The organism is Streptomyces sp. NPDC051018, assembly GCF_044456085.1.
GTDB lineage: Bacteria > Actinomycetota > Actinomycetes > Streptomycetales > Streptomycetaceae > Streptomyces.
On sequence record NZ_JBITFN010000020.1, the window covers coordinates 27,124 to 47,011 of the forward strand.

General features: G+C 70.5%; 20 protein-coding genes. 10 read left to right on the forward strand and 10 right to left on the reverse strand.

All coding sequences use genetic code 11. From position 1 onward, the window contains the following. Positions 1-4: 4 nt before the first annotated feature. Genes ACIBCM_RS28005 through ACIBCM_RS28015 form a run of 3 tightly spaced genes read left to right on the forward strand, consistent with a single transcriptional unit; the run spans position 5 to position 2,330 of the window. A complete protein-coding gene (locus tag ACIBCM_RS28005) occupies positions 5-1,012 on the forward strand; it encodes an AraC family transcriptional regulator (RefSeq protein WP_399247907.1) in 1,008 nt (335 codons plus the stop codon). A gap of 26 nt (positions 1,013-1,038) precedes the next feature. Next, entirely contained in the window at positions 1,039-2,025 is a 987-nt protein-coding gene (locus ACIBCM_RS28010) for an AzlC family ABC transporter permease (protein ID WP_399247909.1), read from the forward strand. Further along, complete coding sequence (locus ACIBCM_RS28015; RefSeq protein WP_399247911.1) at positions 2,022-2,330, forward strand: AzlD domain-containing protein; 309 nt, start codon at positions 2,022-2,024, stop codon at positions 2,328-2,330. The genes ACIBCM_RS28010 and ACIBCM_RS28015 overlap by 4 nt, the downstream gene beginning before the upstream one ends. 168 nt (positions 2,331-2,498) lie before the next feature. On the opposite strand, the gene ACIBCM_RS28020 is transcribed toward ACIBCM_RS28015, so the two are convergent. After that, entirely contained in the window at positions 2,499-3,428 is a 930-nt protein-coding gene (locus ACIBCM_RS28020; RefSeq protein WP_399247913.1) for a hypothetical protein, read from the reverse strand. A gap of 78 nt (positions 3,429-3,506) precedes the next feature. Here ACIBCM_RS28020 and ACIBCM_RS28025 point away from each other — a divergent pair, with 78 nt between their 5' ends. The 4 genes from ACIBCM_RS28025 to recX all read left to right on the forward strand — a co-directional run bounded on the left by ACIBCM_RS28025 (position 3,507) and on the right by recX (position 7,388). Then, positions 3,507-3,701, forward strand: a complete 195-nt coding sequence (locus ACIBCM_RS28025) for a DUF3046 domain-containing protein (protein WP_389272218.1) — start codon at positions 3,507-3,509, stop codon at positions 3,699-3,701. Positions 3,702-4,131: 430 nt separating this feature from the next. Next, positions 4,132-5,334, forward strand: a complete 1,203-nt coding sequence (locus ACIBCM_RS28030) for an AI-2E family transporter (protein ID WP_399248054.1) — start codon at positions 4,132-4,134, stop codon at positions 5,332-5,334. A 357-nt stretch (positions 5,335-5,691) separates the two neighbouring features. Next, the gene (recA, locus tag ACIBCM_RS28035) at positions 5,692-6,819 is read left to right on the forward strand and encodes a recombinase RecA (RefSeq protein ID WP_399247915.1); all 1,128 of its coding nucleotides are present in this window, start codon (positions 5,692-5,694) and stop codon (positions 6,817-6,819) included. Positions 6,820-6,821: 2 nt separating this feature from the next. Continuing rightward, the gene (recX, locus tag ACIBCM_RS28040; protein ID WP_399247917.1) at positions 6,822-7,388 is read left to right on the forward strand and encodes a recombination regulator RecX; all 567 of its coding nucleotides are present in this window, start codon (positions 6,822-6,824) and stop codon (positions 7,386-7,388) included. Between the two features lie 183 nt (positions 7,389-7,571). Here the strand turns inward: recX and ACIBCM_RS28045 are convergent, their stop codons facing one another. The 8 genes from ACIBCM_RS28045 to ACIBCM_RS28080 all read right to left on the reverse strand — a co-directional run bounded on the left by ACIBCM_RS28045 (position 7,572) and on the right by ACIBCM_RS28080 (position 14,413). Next, complete coding sequence (locus ACIBCM_RS28045; protein ID WP_399248056.1) at positions 7,572-7,964, reverse strand: rhodanese-like domain-containing protein; 393 nt, start codon at positions 7,962-7,964, stop codon at positions 7,572-7,574. Further along, positions 7,955-8,503 (reverse strand): cysteine dioxygenase, encoded by a 549-nt coding sequence (locus ACIBCM_RS28050; RefSeq protein WP_399247919.1) that lies wholly within the window; start codon positions 8,501-8,503, stop codon positions 7,955-7,957. Before ACIBCM_RS28050 ends, ACIBCM_RS28045 begins: the two co-directional genes overlap by 10 nt. A 72-nt stretch (positions 8,504-8,575) precedes the next feature. Further along, positions 8,576-8,692, reverse strand: coding sequence for a putative leader peptide (locus ACIBCM_RS28055; protein ID WP_399247921.1), 117 nt, complete (start codon positions 8,690-8,692; stop codon positions 8,576-8,578). 2 nt (positions 8,693-8,694) lie between these two features. Further along, entirely contained in the window at positions 8,695-10,290 is a 1,596-nt protein-coding gene (locus tag ACIBCM_RS28060; RefSeq protein WP_399247923.1) for an FAD-dependent monooxygenase, read from the reverse strand. A gap of 676 nt (positions 10,291-10,966) precedes the next feature. Then, complete coding sequence (locus ACIBCM_RS28065; protein WP_399247925.1) at positions 10,967-11,842, reverse strand: amino acid ABC transporter permease; 876 nt, start codon at positions 11,840-11,842, stop codon at positions 10,967-10,969. Then, positions 11,839-12,513: an amino acid ABC transporter permease gene (locus ACIBCM_RS28070; RefSeq protein WP_399247927.1), complete on the reverse strand. Its 675-nt coding sequence runs from the start codon at positions 12,511-12,513 to the stop codon at positions 11,839-11,841. The genes ACIBCM_RS28065 and ACIBCM_RS28070 overlap by 4 nt, the downstream gene beginning before the upstream one ends. 78 nt (positions 12,514-12,591) lie before the next feature. Continuing rightward, positions 12,592-13,425 (reverse strand): glutamate ABC transporter substrate-binding protein, encoded by an 834-nt coding sequence (locus ACIBCM_RS28075; RefSeq protein ID WP_399247929.1) that lies wholly within the window; start codon positions 13,423-13,425, stop codon positions 12,592-12,594. 202 nt (positions 13,426-13,627) lie between these two features. Next, complete coding sequence (locus ACIBCM_RS28080) at positions 13,628-14,413, reverse strand: amino acid ABC transporter ATP-binding protein (RefSeq protein ID WP_399247931.1); 786 nt, start codon at positions 14,411-14,413, stop codon at positions 13,628-13,630. Between the two features lie 273 nt (positions 14,414-14,686). Here ACIBCM_RS28080 and ACIBCM_RS28085 point away from each other — a divergent pair, with 273 nt between their 5' ends. Further along, positions 14,687-15,391, forward strand: coding sequence for a response regulator transcription factor (locus tag ACIBCM_RS28085; RefSeq protein ID WP_399247933.1), 705 nt, complete (start codon positions 14,687-14,689; stop codon positions 15,389-15,391). Between the two features lie 9 nt (positions 15,392-15,400). Next, entirely contained in the window at positions 15,401-16,813 is a 1,413-nt protein-coding gene (locus ACIBCM_RS28090; RefSeq protein ID WP_399247935.1) for an ATP-binding protein, read from the forward strand. Positions 16,814-17,053: 240 nt separating this feature from the next. Here ACIBCM_RS28090 and ACIBCM_RS28095 read toward each other — a convergent pair whose 3' ends face one another. After that, positions 17,054-18,052 carry a TAXI family TRAP transporter solute-binding subunit gene (locus ACIBCM_RS28095; RefSeq protein WP_399247937.1) on the reverse strand — a complete coding sequence of 333 codons (999 nt, stop codon included), beginning with the start codon at positions 18,050-18,052 and terminating at the stop codon, positions 17,054-17,056. 195 nt (positions 18,053-18,247) lie between these two features. On the opposite strand from ACIBCM_RS28095, the gene miaB reads away from it, so the two are divergent. Beyond that, positions 18,248-19,765 carry a tRNA (N6-isopentenyl adenosine(37)-C2)-methylthiotransferase MiaB gene (gene miaB, locus ACIBCM_RS28100; protein WP_399247939.1) on the forward strand — a complete coding sequence of 506 codons (1,518 nt, stop codon included), beginning with the start codon at positions 18,248-18,250 and terminating at the stop codon, positions 19,763-19,765. Positions 19,766-19,888 lie beyond the last annotated feature (123 nt).

Below are 19,888 nucleotides of genomic sequence, written 5' to 3' on the forward strand. Positions count from 1 at the left end.
CCGCATGAGCGGTCCGGTACGGAGCGAATCGGCGAGGCACTGGCGGTACGACGGGCTGCCGGGCCTCGAACTGCTGCGCGCCCGCTATGTCCGGCACACCTTTCCCCGTCACAGCCACGAGAGTTTCCTCCTCGGCTCGGTCATCAGCGGCGTGGAACGGATGCGGGTACGGGAGGGCGTCGTCGACGCGGGCCCCGGCGAGGTCATCCTGTTCAATCCGGAGCAGCCGCACGCCGCCCGCTCCAAGGACCCCGACGGCTGGGCTTACATCGCCCTGTACCCCGCGGCGGAACTGGTCCGGGAGATTGCGCGCGAGGTGAGTACCGTACGCGGGACGCCCGGCTTCCGCGAGGTTCTCGTCGACGACCCCGGAACCGCCGCGCTGATCCCCGGCGTCTACCAGGCGGCCGAGGCGGGCAACGCGCTCGCCGCCGACAGCCTTCTGCGGGTCGCCGTGGCCAGGCTGCTCGGCAGTCACGGCGGCAGCCCGGCCTCCTCCCGTACGCCGAGGACATCCGGCGCCCGTACGGCGGCCCTGGCCAGGGCCCTGCTGGAGGAGCGTATGACCGAGCCGCCCTCCCTGGAGCGGCTCGCGCTCGAACTCGGCACCAGCCCCTTCGCGCTGCTGCGTGCCTTCAAGGCGCAGTACGGAATGCCGCCGCACACCTGGCTCACCGACGCCCGCGTACGCCGTGCCCGTGGCCTGCTGGACTCCGGGACAGCGCCCTCCGAGGTGGCGGTCGCCGTGGGCTTCAGTGACCAGCCGCATCTGAACCGTCATTTCACCCGGATCGTGGGTGTGCCACCCGGCGCGTACCGCAAAGAGCGCGCGGGGCGTGCGCGCTCCTTAGGCGCATCGCGGCCTTCTGGAGCGGGCCCGGCACGGAGCCCGAATCCGCTGCCGCCCCAGGGCCGGGGGCCGTGGGGGAGCCGGGGCGCGGTGCCCGGGGACGGGAACCGCGACGGAGACGGGACGCCGCGTGCAGGGCGCAAGAATGTACAAGAACGGTGAGCCGTCTTCCGCGTAGCCTGCGCCGGATGGCAGAGAAGACCGCTCCCATGGAGAGCCCTCCCCCAGACCGCCCGGCGTCCTCACCGAGGACGCCGGGTACCGCCGAGCCCGCGTCCAAGCCGGACTCCGCCGTCGTCCGTGACGCGCTGGGCGTGGGTGTGGCGGTCGGACTCTCCGGATTCGCGTTCGGTGTGACCTCCGCCGGGTCCGGGCTCAGTCTTCTCCAGACCTGCGCGCTCAGCCTGCTGGTCTTCACCGGAGCGTCGCAGTTCGCCCTGGTCGGAGCGATCGCGGCGGGCGGCAATCCGTTCACGGCCGCCGCCGGGGCCTTCTTCCTCGGCGTGCGCAACGCCTTCTACGGACTGCGGCTGTCGCAGCTCCTCGCCCTGCCCCGGTTCGTACGGCCCCTCGCCGCGCACTGGGTGATCGACGAGACGACCGCCGTCGCCCTGGCCCAGCCGACACGGCGGGCCGTGCGCCTCGGCTTCACCGTGACGGGCGCGACGCTCTATGTGCTGTGGAACCTGACCACGCTCCTCGGGGCGCTGGGCGCCGAGGCCATCGGGGACACCGACGCCTGGGGGCTGGACGCCGCAGGCCCCGCCGTCTTCCTGGCGCTGCTCGCGCCCATGCTGCGTACCGCCACCGAGCGGGCGGTGGCCGGGCTCGCCGTCGTTCTCGGGCTCGGCCTGCTTCCCGTGCTGCCCGCCGGAGTGCCCGTGCTGGTCGCCGCACTGGCCGCGCCCGCCGTGCTGTGGGTCAAGGGGCGGGGGATGAGACTCGGTACCGCAGGAGCGAAACGTTTCGGAGATGCGGGCGGCGGGAGCGCCCCCACGGCGACGGAGAGCAGCGACGGCACGGAGGACGACGAGGTGGGGACGGCGGACGGCAGGGAAGGGTCCCCGGACGGCCGGGGAGACACGCCGGAGGACAGGAAAGCCGGGCCGGGCGGCCGAGCAGGCACGGCGGACGGCGGAGCGCGGGACAGCCGGGAGGACGGTGGGAAGCGATGACCGTCTGGATCGCGATCGGAGCGACCGTCGTCGGCTGCTATCTCGTCAAGCTGGCCGGGCTGCTCGTCCCCGCCAGCGCCCTGGAACGCCCGCTCGTCCAGCGCCTGGCGGCCCTCCTCCCGGTCGCCCTGCTGGCCGCCCTCACCGCTCAGCAGACCTTCAGTTCGGGCGGCAGCCTGGAAGTCGACGCCCGCGTGGCCGGGGTTGCCGCCGCCGCCCTGGCACTGGTCCTGCGGGCGCCGTTCCTGGTCGTCGTCGCGGCGGCGGTGGTGGTCACGGCGGGGGTGCGGGCGATCGGCGGCTGAGGTGCCCGGGCCGATGTGCCCAGCCGAGGTGGCCAAGGCAAGGGGCCAGGGCCGAGGCGCCTGCGCTCAGGTGCCCGGGCTGAGTGCCCGAGTCGCCTGCACTCAGGTGCTCGCCCCGGGGGGTCTGCGCTCAGGTGTCAGGTGCTCGCGCGGAGCCGCCCGCGCCGGTCAGCCGATGACGCGTCCGTACGCACCGAGCGTGCGCAGCGCCTCGATCGTCACCATGGGCCGGGCCTCCAGCGCGATCGTCGGTGCCCACTGACGCCAGGTGACCGGCCAGCCGCCGTCCTCCCGCTGCTCGCCCGCCAGGTGCTCCAGCGAGCGTTCCATCTCCCTGTCCGTGAACCAGCGCCGGGCAAGCGACCGGGGCGTAGGGGCGTAGTCGTACGGATGGTGGTGCTCGCCCGGCGCGTAACCGTCGGCGACCGGGTAGTCGCCCGGCCGGGCGGGGTCCAGCACGGCGAGCCGCTGCTCGCGCACCAGCCGTCCCAGCCGGTCCGCGGCGGCCTCCGCACGGGCACGGTCCGGGACACCGTCCAGGAAGGCGACCGCGGCTTCGATCTCGTACGGATGGGACTTCTCCAGCGACTCCACGGCCGCCCAGCAGAAGTCCGTGGCACGGAACAGCCAGGCGTGCCACACCTCGTTGCGGTGCAGCAGCCCGACCACCGGGCCGGTCGTCAGCAGCTCTCCCGGCGGGTTGTCCACGACGGGGATGAACGGCGCCGCCGGATAGCCGCGCTGTGAGGGATGGATCGCCGGGAGAGCGCCGTCGGAGGTCGACACATCGGTGAAGTAGCGGCACATCCGCTCCACGCGCAGTCCGCCGCAGCGGCCGATGGAGTCCAGGACGCGCAGGGCGTGAGCCGTGTGCAGGGGCTGACTGACCGGACCGCGCAGATCCGGTTCCAGGGCGTGGCCGTAGCCGCCGTCCTCGTTGAGATACGGGGAGAGCGCCGCCTCCACGGCTTCGGGGGCGCCCCCCAGGAAGTGGAACGCGAAGCGCCGTTGTTCGAGCACCCGGGCGGTGAGCCAGATGAAACGCTCGGCACGGGCGAGGGGCGAGGCAGATGAGGGGCTTGTTCCGGATCCGGCCATGTCCCGACCGTACGGCGGAAAGGGCCGGCACGGTACGGAAGAGGCGGGTCGCACCCCCTGGGGCGGGATACTGACGTCATGCGGTTGACGATTTTCTGGGAGCGGATGGCGGACCACTTCGGGCCGGCGTACGCGGAATCCTTTGCGCGGGACCATGTGATGGCCGAACTCGGTGGCCGTACGGTCCATGAGGCGCTGGACGCGGGCTGGGAGACGAAGGACGTGTGGCGGGCCGTCTGCGCTGCCGTCGACATCCCTGCCGACAAGCGGTGATCCGCCCGGAGGGCAACCGGGAGCCCGATGAATCCCGGGGCCGTCGCCGAGTGGCCCGAGACCTTCAGGAACCCGGAACGCCTCGGGCACCCCGGAGGTCCGGGGCGATCGGAAGGCGCCGGGGGCCCGGTTCCCGCGGGGCGCCCGGTACGCGTTCGCTCCGGTCCTCGGGAGAACGCCGGGCGGCTCCTCACGGGCGCGGGACCTGGGCGACACTTTCCCGGTGGCCCCGATGAGCGACAGACATGATCAGGACAGAACCGACCGGAGAACCGTGCCTGCCCAAGGTGTGACCCCGAGCCAGTCGGCCGACGGCACCCCCGAGAACGCGCCCGGAGGGGGCGCCGCTTCGGGTGTGCCCTCGGAAGGCGTGACTCCGCCGAACGTCCCGCCGACCACTTCGGTGACCGGCGCCTCCGGGGCAGCCCGGATGCCCCGCTGGCTGCCCCGTGCCATCGTGCTCGCGCTGGCCCTCTACGCGTGCTTCCAGCTGGGCAGCTGGGCCTTCCACCAGCTCATCGGGCTGCTGATCAACCTCCTCATCGCCTTTTTCCTGGCGCTCGCGATCGAGCCCGCCGTGGGCAGGATGGCGGCCCGTGGAATGCGGCGAGGACTCGCCACCTTCCTGGTCTTCTTCGGAATCCTGGTCGCGGGGATCGGCTTCGTGGTCCTGCTCGGGTCGATGCTCGCCGACCAGATCGTGACCATGGTCGAGGACTTCCCCGAGTATCTGGACTCGGTCATCAACTGGATCAACCAGACCTTCAGGACGGAACTCTCCCGGGTCGAGGTCCAGGACAGCCTGCTGCGCTCGGACTGGCTCCAGAAGTACGTCCAGAACAGCGCGAGCGGGGTCCTGGACGTCTCCGCGACCGTGCTCGGCGGGCTGTTCAAGCTGCTGACGATCTTCCTGTTCTCGTTCTACTTCGCGGCCGACGGACCGCGGCTGCGCCGCGCGATCTGCTCCGTACTGCCGCCGGCCAAGCAGACCGAGGTGCTGCGCGCCTGGGAGATCGCCGTCGACAAGACGGGCGGCTACCTCTACTCGCGCGGTCTGATGGCACTCATCTCCGGAGTCGCCCATTTCGTCCTGCTGGAGATCCTGGGGGTGCCCTATGCCCCCGCGCTCGCCGTCTGGGTGGGTCTGGTCTCACAGTTCATCCCGACCATCGGCACCTATCTGGCGGGCGCGCTGCCGATGCTGATCGCCTTCACCGTCGATCCCTGGTACGCGGTGTGGGTGCTCGGATTCGTCGTGGTGTACCAGCAGTTCGAGAACTATGTGCTCCAGCCCAAGCTGACCTCGAAGACCGTCGACATCCACCCCGCGGTGGCCTTCGGCTCGGTCGTGGCCGGCACGGCCCTGCTGGGCGCGGTCGGCGCGCTGATCGCGATCCCCGCGGTCGCCACCCTCCAGGCGTTCCTGGGTGCGTATGTGAAGCGGTACGACGTGACCGACGATCCGCGGGTCCACGGCCACCGGCGGCGAGGCGGTCGGCTGCTGGACCGGATCCGCGCGGTGCCGGGGATACGGCGCCCCGCTCCGGACACCCCGGGGGCCCCGGGCGCTTCCGGCACCCGGGACACACCGGATTCTCCCGGTACTGCGCCCGACTCGCCGGACCGCGACTGAGGTACCGCCGGGGCGCATCGGCGGCCCGGGCGAGGTGAGCCGCGGCAAGCGACCCGTCATCCGGGGCCGCTCCCGTCCCCGCGCCCGGCGGTGGGTGGCGGCCCGGCGGCCGGGTCGGGGCTGGTGGGAAGGGGTCCGCGGCACCGGCGGATGGGCTCACGGGCGGGCGAGAACAGGCGGCGGCGCGCCGGGGCGTGTGCTTGACACTGAAATCGAACATCCATTCTTATGGAGGTTCCGGCGCTCCGGGAATCCTGGAGTTGTCCACAGGCTGGAGGGCGTCGGGGCCCATTGTCAGTGGCAGGGGTTAGCGTCTTTGACGTGAAGCGATCGACTCAAGCAAATCGGGTGGAACCCATGGCAGGAACCGACCGCGAGAAGGCGCTCGACGCCGCGCTCGCACAGATTGAACGACAATTCGGCAAGGGTGCGGTGATGCGGCTGGGCGAGCGGCCGAATGAGCCCGTCGAGGTCATCCCCACCGGGTCGACCGCGCTCGATGTCGCGCTCGGCGTCGGCGGGCTGCCGCGCGGCCGCGTGGTGGAGGTGTACGGCCCCGAGTCCTCCGGTAAGACGACCCTGACCCTGCACGCCGTGGCCAATGCGCAGAAGGCGGGCGGTGCGGTCGCCTTCGTGGACGCCGAGCACGCCCTCGACCCGGAGTACGCGAAGAAGCTGGGCGTCGACATCGACTCCCTCATCCTGTCCCAGCCGGACAACGGCGAGCAGGCCCTTGAGATCGTCGACATGCTGGTCCGCTCCGGCGCGCTCGACCTGATCGTCATCGACTCCGTCGCCGCGCTGGTGCCGCGGGCCGAGATCGAGGGCGAGATGGGCGACTCGCATGTCGGTCTCCAGGCGCGGCTGATGAGCCAGGCGCTCCGGAAGATCACCAGCGCGCTGAACCAGTCGAAGACCACCGCGATCTTCATCAACCAGCTCCGCGAGAAGATCGGCGTGATGTTCGGCTCGCCGGAGACCACGACGGGTGGCCGCGCGCTCAAGTTCTATGCCTCGGTGCGTCTGGACATCCGCCGTATCGAGACCCTGAAGGACGGCACCGACGCGGTGGGCAACCGCACACGTGTGAAGGTCGTCAAGAACAAGGTCGCGCCGCCCTTCAAGCAGGCCGAGTTCGACATCCTGTACGGGCAGGGCATCAGCCGCGAGGGCGGTCTGATCGACATGGGCGTGGAGCACGGTTTCGTCCGCAAGGCCGGTGCTTGGTACACGTACGAGGGCGACCAGCTCGGCCAGGGCAAGGAGAACGCGCGCAACTTCCTGAAGGACAATCCCGATCTCGCCAATGAGATCGAGAAGAAGATCAAGGAAAAGCTGGGCGTGGGCGTCAAGGCGGAGGCTCCGGCCGCCGAGCCGGGGACGGACGTGGCGGGTGCCGCGGCTCCCGCCGATGAGGCGGCGAAGTCCGTGCCCGCGCCCGCCGGCAAGGCCAAGGTGGCCAAGGCGGCGGCGACCAAGAGCTAGCGATGGCCCGGCGCACCGAATGGCCGGGCGACAGCTCCGACTCGTCGAGGGCCGGGAAGGAGCTGTCGCCCCAGGATCCGGCGGAGCGGGCGCGGGCGATCTGTCTGCGCCTGCTCACCGGCACCCCGCGTACCCGTAAGCAGCTCGCGGACGCGCTCCGCAAGCGGGAGATCCCCGAGGAGGTCGCGGAGGAGATCCTCTCCCGCTTCGAGGATGTGGGCCTGATCGACGACGCGGCGTTCGCCGGGGCGTGGGTGGAGTCCCGGCACCACGGCCGGGGCCTTGCCCGGCGCGCGCTGGCGCGCGAGCTGCGGACCAAGGGCGTGGACGCCGCCCTGATCCATGACGCGGTCGAGCGACTGGACTCCGAGCGCGAGGAGGAGACCGCCCGCGCGCTCGTCGCCCGCAGGCTCCCCGCCACCCGGGGCCTCGACCGCGACCGCCGTATCCGCCGACTCGCGGGAATGCTCGCCCGCAAGGGGTACGGGGAGGGGATGGCCCTTCGCGTGGTCAGACGGGCGCTGGAGGAAGAGGGGGAGGACATGGAGGACATACCCGGGGGTTTTTAGTGCGGCGGCCGGACGGTTCACCGCACTGGTGACGCCCGAGGCGCGGCCGTCCCACCGGGCGGGAGCCGGCCGTCCGTGCCCGGAGCGCGTGTCATACGCCCGCGCTCCGGTGCACATCGGGCGGGTGCCGGCTCCACCGGCCAGGATGCCGGCCTCACCGGCCGACGGCGGGCTGCGGCCGGCTCAGCTCTCTGTCGGGAGACCGGCCGCCTTCCAGGCCTGGAAGCCACCGATGAGGTCGGTCGCGCGGTAAAGGCCCAGACGGCGAAGGGAGACGGCAGCCAGGGAGGACGCGTAGCCCTCGTTGCAGACGACCACCACGCGGAGGTCATGGCCGACCGCCTCCGGAGCGCGATGACTGCCCAGCGGGTCCAGCCGCCACTCCAGTTCATTGCGCTCCACGACCAGGGCGCCGGGGATCAGTCCGTCGCGCTCGCGCAGGGCCGCGTAGCGGATGTCCACCAGCAGGGCTCCGGCTGCGGCCTCGTCGAATGCCTGCGCGGGCCCTATCCGGTCCAGCTCCGCACGGACCTGTTCCAGGAGTTCGTCGATGCCGATCGGCTCGCTCACTGCCAGTCCTCCGGACGCTCGACCTGCTCGAGACGGAGCACCGCGCCGGTCCGGCTGAAGCGGCGGATGAGCGGCAGCGGCGGATAGTAGGCGTGGACCGAGACGGCGTGCCCGGAAGGCGACTCGTTCAGCACCTCATGTACGTGGTGCCGGCCGAACGCGCGCCCCTGACCCGCCGTCACCCGCCGCTCGCGGTCCAGGTCCTCGTGCAGTTCGAGGGTCTTCCAGCCACCCGCGGGAAGCCGTACGGCGAGGGAGTTCTCGGTCAACTCACCTGCCGCTGTGGCGAAGGCGCCCAGGGACTCGGCGTGGTCGTGCCAGCCGGTGCCTGTGCCGGGCGGCCAGCCGATCAGCCACGCCTCACTGCCGCCCGGCCCTTCGAGACGTACCCAGGTGCGGCCCTCGGGGTCGAGGGGGAGGGAGGCGACCAGCTCGGCGTCGGCCGCTGCCTCCCGTACGAAGTCGAGCAGTTCGGCCGAGGTCGGTGACGCGGCCGGGGAAGACGTAGTGGATGTGCCGGGAGACGGGAAGGCGGATGGGGACATGGAGAACCGTCCTGGGAAATCGCTGGGGGCGCGCGGACACGGCGGGTGTCGCGGCGCGGGGAAAGGGCGAATTCAGCAGGACGGTCGACACACGCAGCCCGCGTAACGGAGGAGATCCATATGGACCCTCCGCCACAGGCGCACATCGGTGTCGGTCACGCTCCGGAGTACACCATGCGGACCCTCCATGGTCAATTGACGTCCGCGGTACGGTCACTGCGCGCCGAAGAAGGGGCGCCGCCGCGCGCCGCGTCGGCCGCCGCGTACAACTCCGCGGGCCGTACACCGCTGAACGCGGCGACGAGGTGTCCGTCCGGGCGTACGAGCAGGACCGCGTGTGCGGGTGCGCCCGGGTAGTTTTCCGTCACCAGCAGCTCGGCGCGTACCGGCAGCGCGGACACCGCCGCTGCCAGCCTCGGCATCACCCCGGCGCTCTGCCAGTGCCGCCGGTCCCAGACCCCGGTACCGGGCGCGACCAGCAGGACCAGCAGCTGTCCCCGCCCCAGCCGGTCCCGGAGCCGGGCGCTCGTCCCGTCGGGCGCCGTCACCCGTACGTCCTCGACCGGGGCGCCCGCCTCCGTGCCGACGGGGATCTGCGAGGGAGCGTATTCGGGTGCGAGGGGGGAGTGCGCGTAGACGGGGGGCGCTCCCAGGGGACCCTGCCCCAGATGCCCGTCGGTGAGGAGGGTGTCGTGGCCGCGCGTGGCGCCCGGCAGATAGGTGCGCAGGGCGTTGCCGCCGCGCAGTATCGGCAGTGCCTGGTCGGCGGCGCGCAGCCTGGCCGCCACACAGGTCCGGCGCTCGGCCTGGTAGCTGTCGAGCAGGGTGGGGGACCCGCCGTGGTGCCAGGCGAGCGCGAGCTTCCACGCCAGGTTGTCGGCGTCGCGCAGTCCCTCGTCCAGACCTTGTGTGCCGAGTGCGCCGAGCAGATGGGCCGCGTCGCCGGCGAGGAAGGCCCGGTCCACGCGCCAGCGGCGCGCGAGACGGTGGTGGACCGTGTAGACGCCGGTGTCGAGGAGTTCATAGGGCGGGGTGCCGTCGCACCAGCCTGCGAGGGTGTCGCGTACGCGGGCCACCAGGGTGTCGGGGGTGACCAGTTCGCCCCCGGACGGCAGCAGCCAGTCCAGCCGCCACACGTCGTCCGGCAGGGGCCGTGCCGTGACCTCCTCGCCGCCCGAGCGCCAGGGCGGCTGGCGGTGCAGCAACGCTTCGTCGGGCCAGGGGAGTTCGGTGCGCAGGGTCGCCACGGCGTGCCGTTCCACCGCCGTCCGCCCGGGGAAGCGGATGCCGAGGAGCTTGCGGACGGTGGAACGCGCACCGTCGCAGCCCACCAGATGGCTGCCGCGCCACCAGGTGGCCCGTGGACCGCGGGTGTGGACGGTGACTCCCCGGGAGTCCTGTTCCAGGGAGTCCAGCCGGCTCTCGGTGACCGGTTTGATCAACGGCTGGGCGGCGACCGCGTCCCGCAGACCGCGGGTCAGGGCGTGCTGGGGGATGTGGAGGGGGGAAGGGACGGTGTCGGTGCCCAGTGCCTGCTGCCGTACCTCCTGCTTGCGACGCAGGGAGCGCCAGCCCGTCCAGCGGGCTCCCTCGTCACGCACCGTGGTGCAGCCCAGCCGCTCCATCAGGGCCGCGGTGTCCGGGCGCAGTACCACCGTGCGGGCGGGCCGCGGTTCGTCTCTGCCGCCGCCCTCGTCGAGCACGACGGAGGGCACGCCCTGCTGTGCGAGGGCGAGCGAGAGCGCGAGTCCGACCGGACCGGCGCCGACGACGATCACCGGGTCCACGGCGTGACTCCTCGGGCTCGGACGGTCGTACGGCTGGGTGCGGTGGAGCCCCGGTACGCGATCACAGAACGTATGCAACCTACTGGGGGTGCCTGCGTCAAGTGACGAGGGAGCGGCATGGCGCCCACTGATCCCGCCGAAGCGGAAGAGGCGGGTTGGGCGGAGGAAAGAGGCGGAAAAGGGCGAGAGGGAGAGCGTAGACGGGCGGGGGAGCGCCGCAGGGGTGCCACGCCGGGCGCGCAGAGAGGCGGTGGCGCCGATGCGCCACCGCCTCCTGTGGAACGGGGAACTCCGATCCCACCTGTGCGGACCACGTCAGGTTGGCCACCGCCTCCGGCACCGGTGCGGTCCCGGCCTCCCGGTCACCGGGCGGCCGCCACCGTCCGGGCGGCGGACCCGAGCGCCGCCCGGACGGTGGTTCGGAGCGCCCGACACCTCCTCGTCCGCCGGAACTTCCGCGAACCTGCCGTCGGCCGGACACGAACCTCCGCCGTGAACCCGGCGGGGCCCTGCGTTGGCCGGATGTGAACCTTCGCCATGGGCCCTGCCCGGGCCCGCCCCAGGCCAGGTGCGGGCCCGGGCGGCCGGCCGGGAACCGCCGCCGGCCCGACGGATTACGCGGTCGGCCGACCGGGACCTCCGGCGGCCGTACACCGGAAGTCCCGATGGCACTCCGTCAGACCTTGCTGATCCCCGTGCCCATCTCCTCGATGTCGACGACCGCTCCCGTGCTCTTCTTCGCGCGCCGTACCCGGCCTTCCAGCCAGCTCGCGAAACCGGTGAGCGCGAAATTGAGGGCGATGTAGATCAAGGAGATGACCGTGAGTGCGGCGATGGTGTTGGCGCCGTAGTTGGCGGTGATCGCGCGGTTCTGGTACAGCAGTTCGGAGAAGCCGAGGATCGCTCCACCGAGGGCGGTGTCCTTGACGATGACCACCAACTGGCTGACCAGCGCGGGCAGCATCGCGGTGACCGCCTGCGGCAGCAGGACGTACGTCATGGTCTGGCCCTTGCGCATCCCGATCGCCTGGGCGGCGTCGGTCTGGCCCCGGGGCAGCGAGAGGATCCCGGCCCGGACGATCTCCGCGATGACGGACGCGTTGTAGAGGACCAGCCCGATGATCACCGCGTACATCGGCCGCAGATCCGAGTCCACATCGGAGAACTGGACGAGGAACTGGGAGGCGAAGACCATCAGCAGCAGGACCGGGATGGCGCGGAAGAACTCGATCACCGCTCCCACCGGGCCCCTGACCCAGGCGTGGTCGGAGAGCCGGCCGATGCCGAGAGCGGCGCCGAGCGGGAGGGCGATGACGACGGAGACGGCGGCCGCCTTGACCGTTTCCCAGAGCCCCGGCAGCAGGAAGGTGGTCCACGCCTTGGAGTCCTTGACGAACGGGCTCCACTTCTCCGCCGCCAACTGGTCCTTGTCGGCCATGGTGGCCAGGACCCACCACAGGGTGAGGCCGAGCGCCACCAGGAACAGCACGGTGTAGGCGATGTTCCGGGCCTTCGCCTTGGGACCCGGCTCGTCGTACAGAACGGAACTCATCGTTTCACCGCCACTCGCTTGGCCACCCAGCCCAGCAGCAGACCGGTCGGCAGGGTCAGGACGATGAAGCCGAAGGCGAAGACGCCGAAGACGGCGAAGAGCGCGTCGGACTCGTTCTCGACCATCGTCTTCATCAGGGCCGATGCTTCCGCGACACCGATCGCCGACGCCACCGTGGTGTTCTTGGTGAGTGCGATCAGCACATTGGTGAGCGGTGTGACGGCCGAACGGAACGCCTGGGGAAGAATGACCAGGGTCAGTACCTGGAAGAAACCGAAGCCCAGGGCGCGGGCGGACTCCGCCTGGCCGACGGGAACGGTGTTGATACCGGAGCGCAGCGCCTCGCACACGAAGGTGCCGGTGTAGGCGATAAGGCCCAGGACGGCCATCCGGAATCCGATGTCCGCGAGGTCCTTACCGCCGAGGGTGACACCCATGGTCGAGGCCAGGCCCAGGGAACAGGCGACGAGGACCACCGTCAGCGGGGTGTTGCGGACGATGTTGACGTAGCCCGTGCCGAAGGCCCGCATCAAGGGGACGGGGCCGACGCGCATACCGGCCAGCAGTGTTCCCCATATCAGGGAGCCCACCGCCGAGTAGACGGTGAGTTTGACCGTCATCCAGAACGCGTCGAGCAGGTCGTACTGCGGGGAATCGAGGAAATCGAACACGTTGACCCGCGATCTCTCCTGGTGGGTAGATGGCGCGTGCCACCGGCCGCCGAGGCCGGTGGCACGCCACCGCTGGCCTCAGCTCGCGTCGATCGCCGGCGCGGGCTCGTACTTGTAGTTGGCCTTGCTGAAGTTGGCCTGGACGAACTTCTCCCAGGAGCCGTCGGACTTCATCTTCTCCAGCGCCTTGTTGATCTTGCCCTTGAGGTCGCTGTTGCCCTTCTTGACACCGATGCCGTAGTTCTCGTCGCTCAGCTTGAGGCCGGCCAGCTTGAACTTGCCCTGGTGCTCGGGCTGGGAGGCGTAGCCGGCCAGGATGGCGTCGTCCGTGGTCAGAGCGTCGACGGACTTGTTCTCCAGGCCGGTCAGACACTCGGAGTATCCGCCGAGTGTCTGGAGGTCCGCCTTGGGGGCGAGTTCGTCCTTGACGTTCTGGGCGGAGGTCGAGCCGGTGACCGAGCAGAGCTTCTTGCTGTTGAGGTCCTCGGCCTTGGTGATGCCGGTCTCGTCGTTGCGGATCAGCAGATCCTGGTGGGCGAGGAAGTACGGACCGGCGAAGTCGACCTTCTCCTTGCGCTTGTCGGTGATCGAGTAGCTGGCGGTGATGAACTCGACGTCACCGTTGGCCAGCATGGTCTCGCGCTGGGCGCTCGGAGTCTGCTTCCACTCGATGTCCTTGGCGTCGTAGCCGAGTTCCTTGGCCACATAGGTCGCGACGTCGACGTCGAAGCCGGTGTACTTGCCGTCCTTGGTCTTCAGACCGACACCGGGCTGGTCGAACTTGATCCCGATGACGATCTTGTCGCCGCCGCTGCCGGAGTCGCCGTCGTCGCTGCCACACGCGGTCGCGGCCAGGGAGAGGGTCAGAACCGAGGCGATCGCCGCGGTTGCCTTGCGGGCGCGGAGCTTCATGGTGAAATCCCTTACGTCGTGGTTCGCCGTTGCGTGAGCCTGTCCGCCGGCTGTCGCGGGGCCCGGGTGCGGAATCCGGTTACGGGCCCGTCGGATCGGTACGGGCCCGGGCCGGACACGTACCCGGGGCGGCCGGAACCGAGGGGAGGCGCCGATCCTTTGGGACAGCCGGTGTGCTGAGGGGGTGACGTGACTGCTGGGGTCAGTGGTGCAGGATCTTCGACAGGAAGTCCTTGGCCCGGTCGCTGCGCGGGTTGCTGAAGAACGCGTCGGGCGCGGCCTCTTCGACGATCCGGCCGTCGGCCATGAAGACGACCCGGTTGGCGGCCGAGCGGGCGAAGCCCATCTCATGGGTGACCACGACCATGGTCATCCCGTCCCGGGCGAGCTGCTGCATCACTTCCAGCACCTCGTTGATCATCTCGGGGTCGAGCGCCGACGTCGGCTCGTCGAAGAGGATGACCTTGGGGTCCATCGCCAGCGCCCGGGCGATCGCGACCCGCTGCTGCTGCCCGCCGGAGAGCTGCGCGGGGTACTTGTCGCACTGCGAGCCGACGCCGACCCGGTCGAGCAGCTCACGCGCCCGGCGCTCGGCTTCGCCCTTGTCCTTCTTCCGGACCTTGATCTGGCCCAGCATGACGTTCTCCAGGACCGTCTTGTGGGCGAAGAGATTGAACGACTGGAAAACCATGCCGACATCGGCGCGCAGCCTGGCGAGTTCACGGCCCTCCTGGGGCAGTGGTTTTCCGTCGATGGAGATTGCACCGGAGTCGATTGCCTCCAGGCGGTTGATGGTGCGGCACAGAGTGGACTTACCGGACCCGGAGGGCCCGATGACGACCACGACCTCTCCTCTGGCTATGGTCAGATCGATGTCCTGAAGAACATGCAGCGCACCGAAGTGCTTGTTGACATTGCTCAGTACGACCAGGTCGTCCGCGGCGGGAACGGCATCCCCGACGACCTTGGACACTGACACTCCGCTCATCGGCCCACAGCTCCGTCCTCGTCGATTGGGAGGACCTTAGTGACGCGGTGCGACCAGCGTCATTACATCTGAGCGGAAATTGAGGATAACGATCCGGCCTCCGGCAGGTACTTTCGGTGAAGGGGTTTGAGAGGTGGCGTACCGGGTGGATAACGGAAGCCTGGAGGGGCTGAATCCCTCTTGACTGCCCGGTGGGAAATCGGCCTAGATGCCGTGGTACACCGGAGCGGGTACGCCGATCGTCCAGCTCGACCGCACCACCGTAGGGGGGCCATGAGACTGCTGCTCGTCGAGGACGACGACCATGTCGCCGCCGCCCTGTCGGCGGTGCTCGCCCGGCACGGGTTCGAGGTGGTGCATGCCCGCAACGGCGAGGAGGCACTGCACGCCGTACTCCCCGCCGCGCACCCCGGCAAGGCGCCTTTCGGGGTCGTGCTGCTCGATCTCGGGCTGCCCGATCAGGACGGGTACCAGGTCTGCGGAAAGCTCCGCAAGATCACGTCGACACCCGTGATCATGGTGACCGCGCGGGCCGATGTACGGTCCCGGATCCACGGCCTCAACCTCGGGGCCGACGACTATGTGGTCAAGCCGTACGACACCGGTGAGCTGCTGGCCCGTATCCACGCGGTCGCACGCCGGACCTCCCACAACGAGGAGGCGGCCGCGGCCGCCCCGGACCACTTCCTGCGGCTCGGTCCGGTGAGCATTGAGCTGCCCACCCGGCGCGTCAGCGTCGGCGGTGACGATGTGCAGCTGACACGCAAGGAATTCGATCTCCTGGCGCTGCTGGCCCAGCGGCCGGGGGTCGTCTTCCGCCGGGAGCAGATCATCAGCGAGGTGTGGCGCACCAGCTGGGAGGGGACAGGTCGCACCCTGGAGGTCCATGTGGCCTCCCTGCGCTCCAAGCTGCGGATGCCCGCGCTGATCGAGACCGTGCGCGGTGTCGGCTACCGGCTCGTCGTGCCGAGTGCGTGACCGACCTCTGTGCGTACCCGACTCCTTCCGCTGCTCATCGTCCTCATGGCGGGGGTACTGCTCGCCCTCGGCTTCCCGCTCGCCGTGAGCATCGCCGCCGCGCACCAGCAGAAGGTGGTCGTCGACCGGATCGACGACACCGTACGGTTCGCCGCGCTCGCGCAGTTCGTCACCGAGGGCCCGGGCGGAATCGATGAACGGGGGTCCACGCTCAAGGACCAGCTCAAGCGCTACCACGACACCTACGGCATCAACGCGGGCGTCTTCCACCGCGACGGACAGCGCTTTATGGCCCGGTCGCCCGAGAACTGGACCGTGCCCCCGGACGGCTCCGGTCAGCAGGCATTCAGGGAGGCACTGTCGGGACGGCGCAGCCAGGACCCGCCTCAGGTCTGGCCCTGGCAGGACGACGGCCGCCTGGTCGTCGCCTCGCCGGTCGTCCGGGACGGCGATGTCGTCGCCGTCGTCTTCACCGACTCGCCCACCGGGCAGTTGCGGGCCCGGATCCTGCGGGGCTGGCTGCTGATCGTGGCGGGGGAGAGCGCGGCGATGCTGCTCGCCGTGGGCGCGGCCTTCCGGCTCACCGGCTGGGTGCTGAGGCCCGTACGCGTGCTGGACGCGGCCACCCACGACATCGCGACCGGACAGCTGAACTCGCGTGTCGCGGTGGCCGGCGGCCCTCCGGAGCTGCGGCGCCTGGCCCGTTCCTTCAACGAGATGGCCGACAACGTCGAAGGGGTGCTGGAGCAGCAACGGGCCTTCGTCGCCGATGCCTCCCATCAGCTCCGCAACCCTCTGGCCGCTCTGCTGCTGCGCATCGAACTCCTCGCGCTCGAACTGCCCGACGGCAACGAGGAGATCGCCTCCGTCCGCACCGAGGGCAAACGCCTCAGCCAGGTCCTCGACGATCTGCTCGACCTGGCGCTGGCCGAGCACTCCTCCGCCGCCCTCGGACTCACCGATATCGGTGAACTGGCCGCCGAGCGCGTCGCCGCCTGGCGTCCTCTGGCCGAGGAGAAAGGCGTCCGGCTCATCGGGGACACCTCCGCCGTCACCGCTTGGGCTGACCCGATCGCGCTCTCCAGCGCACTGGACGCCGTCGTCGACAACGCGCTCAAGTTCACCCCGCCCGACGAGGCGGTGACCGTCGCGGTCGCCTCCCATGGCAACACCTCCACGATTGTGATCACCGACGGTGGTCCCGGGCTGTCGGACGAGGAACTGGCCCGTATCGGCGACCGCTTCTGGCGCAGCGGCCGCCACCAGAACGTCAAGGGCTCCGGACTCGGCCTCTCCATCTCCCGTGCCCTCCTCTCGGCGGGGGGCGGCACGATCTCGTACGCCCACCATGAGCCTCGGGGCCTGAAGGTGACCCTCAGCGTCCCCCGTACACCCCCGGCGGTTGTGCCCCGGGCGGACTGAACCGCCCGGCGCCCCGCCCCGGGGCCCACCACGGTCCCGCGTCATGACGCATGCCCCTCGGGCAGGTCGCCGCCGGTGGGAGTCATGAGCGGTGGGCCCGCGCGGATTGGGCCATGGCCCCGCTTGGGCCGACCGGTCTCAGCGGGTTGCCGGTCCGTGCAGACCGCAGGCACTGCGTGACCGCCGGTTCCCCGACCGCGCGGCCCGCGCCACCGCGGGCTGCGCGGGCTCCGTCAACGCCTACGGCTTGACCGAGCTGTAGTAGCGCTTCGCCCCTTTGTGCAGGGGCAGCGGAGCCGTGTATATCGCGGTCCGCAGGTCCACCAGCTGGGCCGGATGGACCGTGCGGCCTATTCGGTCCCTGCTCTTGATCACGGTACGGGTGAAGCCCTCGACCATCGCCTCGTCCATGGTGTCCGTGGTCACCAGGAGATTGGCCACGGCCATCGTCGCCACCGGGCGACCGCCCTGCATCTGGAGATAGGCGTCGGGCGGCATCACGGCCAGGCGGTAGTAGCTCGTCGCGTCGCTTGTGGTGTGCACCTCCTCTATCAAGCCGGACTCCAGTGGCACCAGGCGTATCGGATAGCGCTCCGACATCTTCTCGACGGCGCTGGTCGGCAGCCCGCCCGACCAGAAGAAGGCGTCGAGTCTGCCCTTCTCCATCCGGTCAGGTGCGGTGTCTATCCCCAGCGGCACGGGTGTGACGTCCCTGTCCGGGTCGAGCCCCGCCGCGAGGAGCAGCCGCTCGGCGATGATCCGGACGCCGGATCCCTCCTGCCCGACCCCGACGCTCTTGCCGCGCAGGTCCCCGACCTTCCGCACACGCGAGTCCCGGGGCACCACCAGTTGCACATAGTCGTCGTACAGCCGGGCACAGCCCCTCAGCCGATCGGCCCCCGGCCTGCCCTCTCGCTGGTACTTAGCCACGGCGTCGGCCGTGGCGATGGTGAAGTCGGCCTCTCCCGAGGCCACCCGGGCGAGATTCTCCTGCGAGCCCTCGCTCTGCCGGAGGTCTATGTCGACATCCGGCAGATCGCGGGCGAGGGCGTCCTCCAGCAGGACGCCATACCGCTGGTACACGCCGTTCTGGACGCCTGTGCTGAAGGTGATCCGGCCGCTGGGCGCGGAATCCCCGAGAGACAGGACCCACCACAGGAGCAGACCGAGCACCACGACGAACGCCGTGGCCGCGATGAGAACGCGACGACGGCTGACGCGGAGCAGGACCTGGAACATGCTTGCGATCCTGCCAGTCCGCTCGCCGTGCTGGCCAGGCCCTGTCCAGTTGACGCCAAAGGTGGAACGGGGGCCTCCGAACACCTGCGCCCGTCCAACGGCTCCGGGACGCCGCCCCCAGGCCCGATGGCCCTGGTGGATACGGGTCCGGGGTACCGGGCCGGAGGCGCTCGCACCACCGCCTACTCTTGATGCATGAGCAGCAGGGACCGGAGCGGAGCAGTGGACGTCAAGCGAACGTACGAGGTGCGCACCTACGGGTGCCAGATGAACGTCCACGATTCCGAACGGCTCTCCGGCCTGCTGGAGAACGCCGGGTACGTCCGCGCGCCCGAGGGCGCCGACGGCGACGCCGATGTCGTCGTCTTCAACACCTGCGCGGTCCGCGAGAACGCCGACAACAAACTCTACGGCAACCTCGGACGCCTCGCCCCCATGAAGACCAAGCGGCCCGGCATGCAGATCGCCGTCGGCGGCTGCCTCGCCCAGAAGGACCGCGACACCATCGTCACCCGCGCGCCCTGGGTCGACGTCGTCTTCGGCACGCACAACATCGGCAAGCTGCCCGTCCTGCTGGAGCGCGCCCGGGTGCAGGAGGAGGCGCAGGTCGAGATCGCGGAGTCGCTGGAGGCGTTCCCGTCGACGCTGCCGACCCGCCGGGAGTCCGCGTACGCCGCCTGGGTCTCCATCTCCGTCGGCTGCAACAACACCTGCACCTTCTGTATCGTGCCCGCGCTGCGCGGCAAGGAGAAGGACCGCCGCCCCGGCGACATCCTGGCCGAGATCGAGGCCCTCGTCGACGAGGGCGTCTCCGAGATCACCCTGCTCGGCCAGAACGTGAACGCGTACGGCTCCGACATCGGCGACCGCGAGGCATTCGGCAAGCTGCTGCGGGCCTGCGGGCGGATCGAGGGCCTGGAGCGGGTCCGGTTCACCTCTCCGCACCCCCGTGACTTCACCGACGACGTCATCGCCGCGATGGCCGAGACACCGAATGTGATGCCCCAGCTGCACATGCCGCTCCAGTCGGGTTCGGACGGTGTGCTCAAGGCGATGCGCCGCTCCTACCGGCAGGAGCGATTCCTCGGAATCATCCGGAAGGTGCGCGCCGCGATCCCGCACGCCGCCATCTCGACCGACATCATCGTGGGCTTCCCCGGCGAGACCGAGGAGGACTTCGAACAGACGATGCACACGGTCCGCGAGGCCCGCTTCGCGAACGCCTTCACCTTCCAGTACTCCAAGCGCCCCGGCACCCCGGCGGCGACCATGGAGGGCCAGATCCCCAAGGAGGTGGTACAGGCACGTTACGAGCGGCTGGTCGCACTCCAGGAGGAGATCTCCTGGGAGGAGAACAAGAAGCAGGTCGGCCGCACCCTCGACGTCATGGTCGCCGAGGGCGAGGGCCGCAAGGACGGCGCCACCCACCGCCTGTCCGGCCGGGCCCCCGACAACCGCCTGGTCCACTTCACCAAGCCGGCCGACGAGGTGCGGCCGGGCGACGTGGTGACCGTCGAGATCACGTACGCGGCCCCGCACCATCTGCTCGCGGAGGGCACGACGACTTCGGTACGCCGGACCCGCGCGGGGGACGCCTGGGAGAAGCGGAACGCGACGGACGCCGCGAAGCCCGCCGGCGTGCTGCTGGGTCTGCCGAAGGTCGGCGTCCCGGCCCCGCTGCCCGCCGCGGCACCCGGCTGCGGGACCGACTGACTGCTCGGATCACCCGGGCCCTTCGGCGCGGCCCCCGCCCGGAGCGACGCCGACACGGCCGTGTCCTGCGTCGCCGGGGCCCCGTACCGTTCCAGCTGTCGTCCCGTCCGCCGTCCGCACGCG

Coding starts and splice junctions, on each gene's coding strand:
- ACIBCM_RS28005 (WP_399247907.1), top strand. CDS start 5: ATGAGCGGTCCGGTACGGAGCGAATCGGCGAGGCACTGGCGGTACGAC.
- ACIBCM_RS28010 (WP_399247909.1), top strand. CDS start 1,039: ATGGCAGAGAAGACCGCTCCCATGGAGAGCCCTCCCCCAGACCGCCCG.
- ACIBCM_RS28015 (WP_399247911.1), top strand. CDS start 2,022: ATGACCGTCTGGATCGCGATCGGAGCGACCGTCGTCGGCTGCTATCTC.
- ACIBCM_RS28020 (WP_399247913.1), bottom strand. CDS start 3,428: ATGGCCGGATCCGGAACAAGCCCCTCATCTGCCTCGCCCCTCGCCCGT.
- ACIBCM_RS28025 (WP_389272218.1), top strand. CDS start 3,507: ATGCGGTTGACGATTTTCTGGGAGCGGATGGCGGACCACTTCGGGCCG.
- ACIBCM_RS28030 (WP_399248054.1), top strand. CDS start 4,132: ATGCCCCGCTGGCTGCCCCGTGCCATCGTGCTCGCGCTGGCCCTCTAC.
- recA (WP_399247915.1), top strand. CDS start 5,692: ATGGCAGGAACCGACCGCGAGAAGGCGCTCGACGCCGCGCTCGCACAG.
- recX (WP_399247917.1), top strand. CDS start 6,822: ATGGCCCGGCGCACCGAATGGCCGGGCGACAGCTCCGACTCGTCGAGG.
- ACIBCM_RS28050 (WP_399247919.1), bottom strand. CDS start 8,503: ATGTCCCCATCCGCCTTCCCGTCTCCCGGCACATCCACTACGTCTTCC.
- ACIBCM_RS28055 (WP_399247921.1), bottom strand. CDS start 8,692: ATGGAGGGTCCGCATGGTGTACTCCGGAGCGTGACCGACACCGATGTG.
- ACIBCM_RS28065 (WP_399247925.1), bottom strand. CDS start 11,842: ATGAGTTCCGTTCTGTACGACGAGCCGGGTCCCAAGGCGAAGGCCCGG.
- ACIBCM_RS28075 (WP_399247929.1), bottom strand. CDS start 13,425: ATGAAGCTCCGCGCCCGCAAGGCAACCGCGGCGATCGCCTCGGTTCTG.
- ACIBCM_RS28080 (WP_399247931.1), bottom strand. CDS start 14,413: ATGAGCGGAGTGTCAGTGTCCAAGGTCGTCGGGGATGCCGTTCCCGCC.
- ACIBCM_RS28085 (WP_399247933.1), top strand. CDS start 14,687: ATGAGACTGCTGCTCGTCGAGGACGACGACCATGTCGCCGCCGCCCTG.
- ACIBCM_RS28095 (WP_399247937.1), bottom strand. CDS start 18,052: ATGTTCCAGGTCCTGCTCCGCGTCAGCCGTCGTCGCGTTCTCATCGCG.
- miaB (WP_399247939.1), top strand. CDS start 18,248: ATGAGCAGCAGGGACCGGAGCGGAGCAGTGGACGTCAAGCGAACGTAC.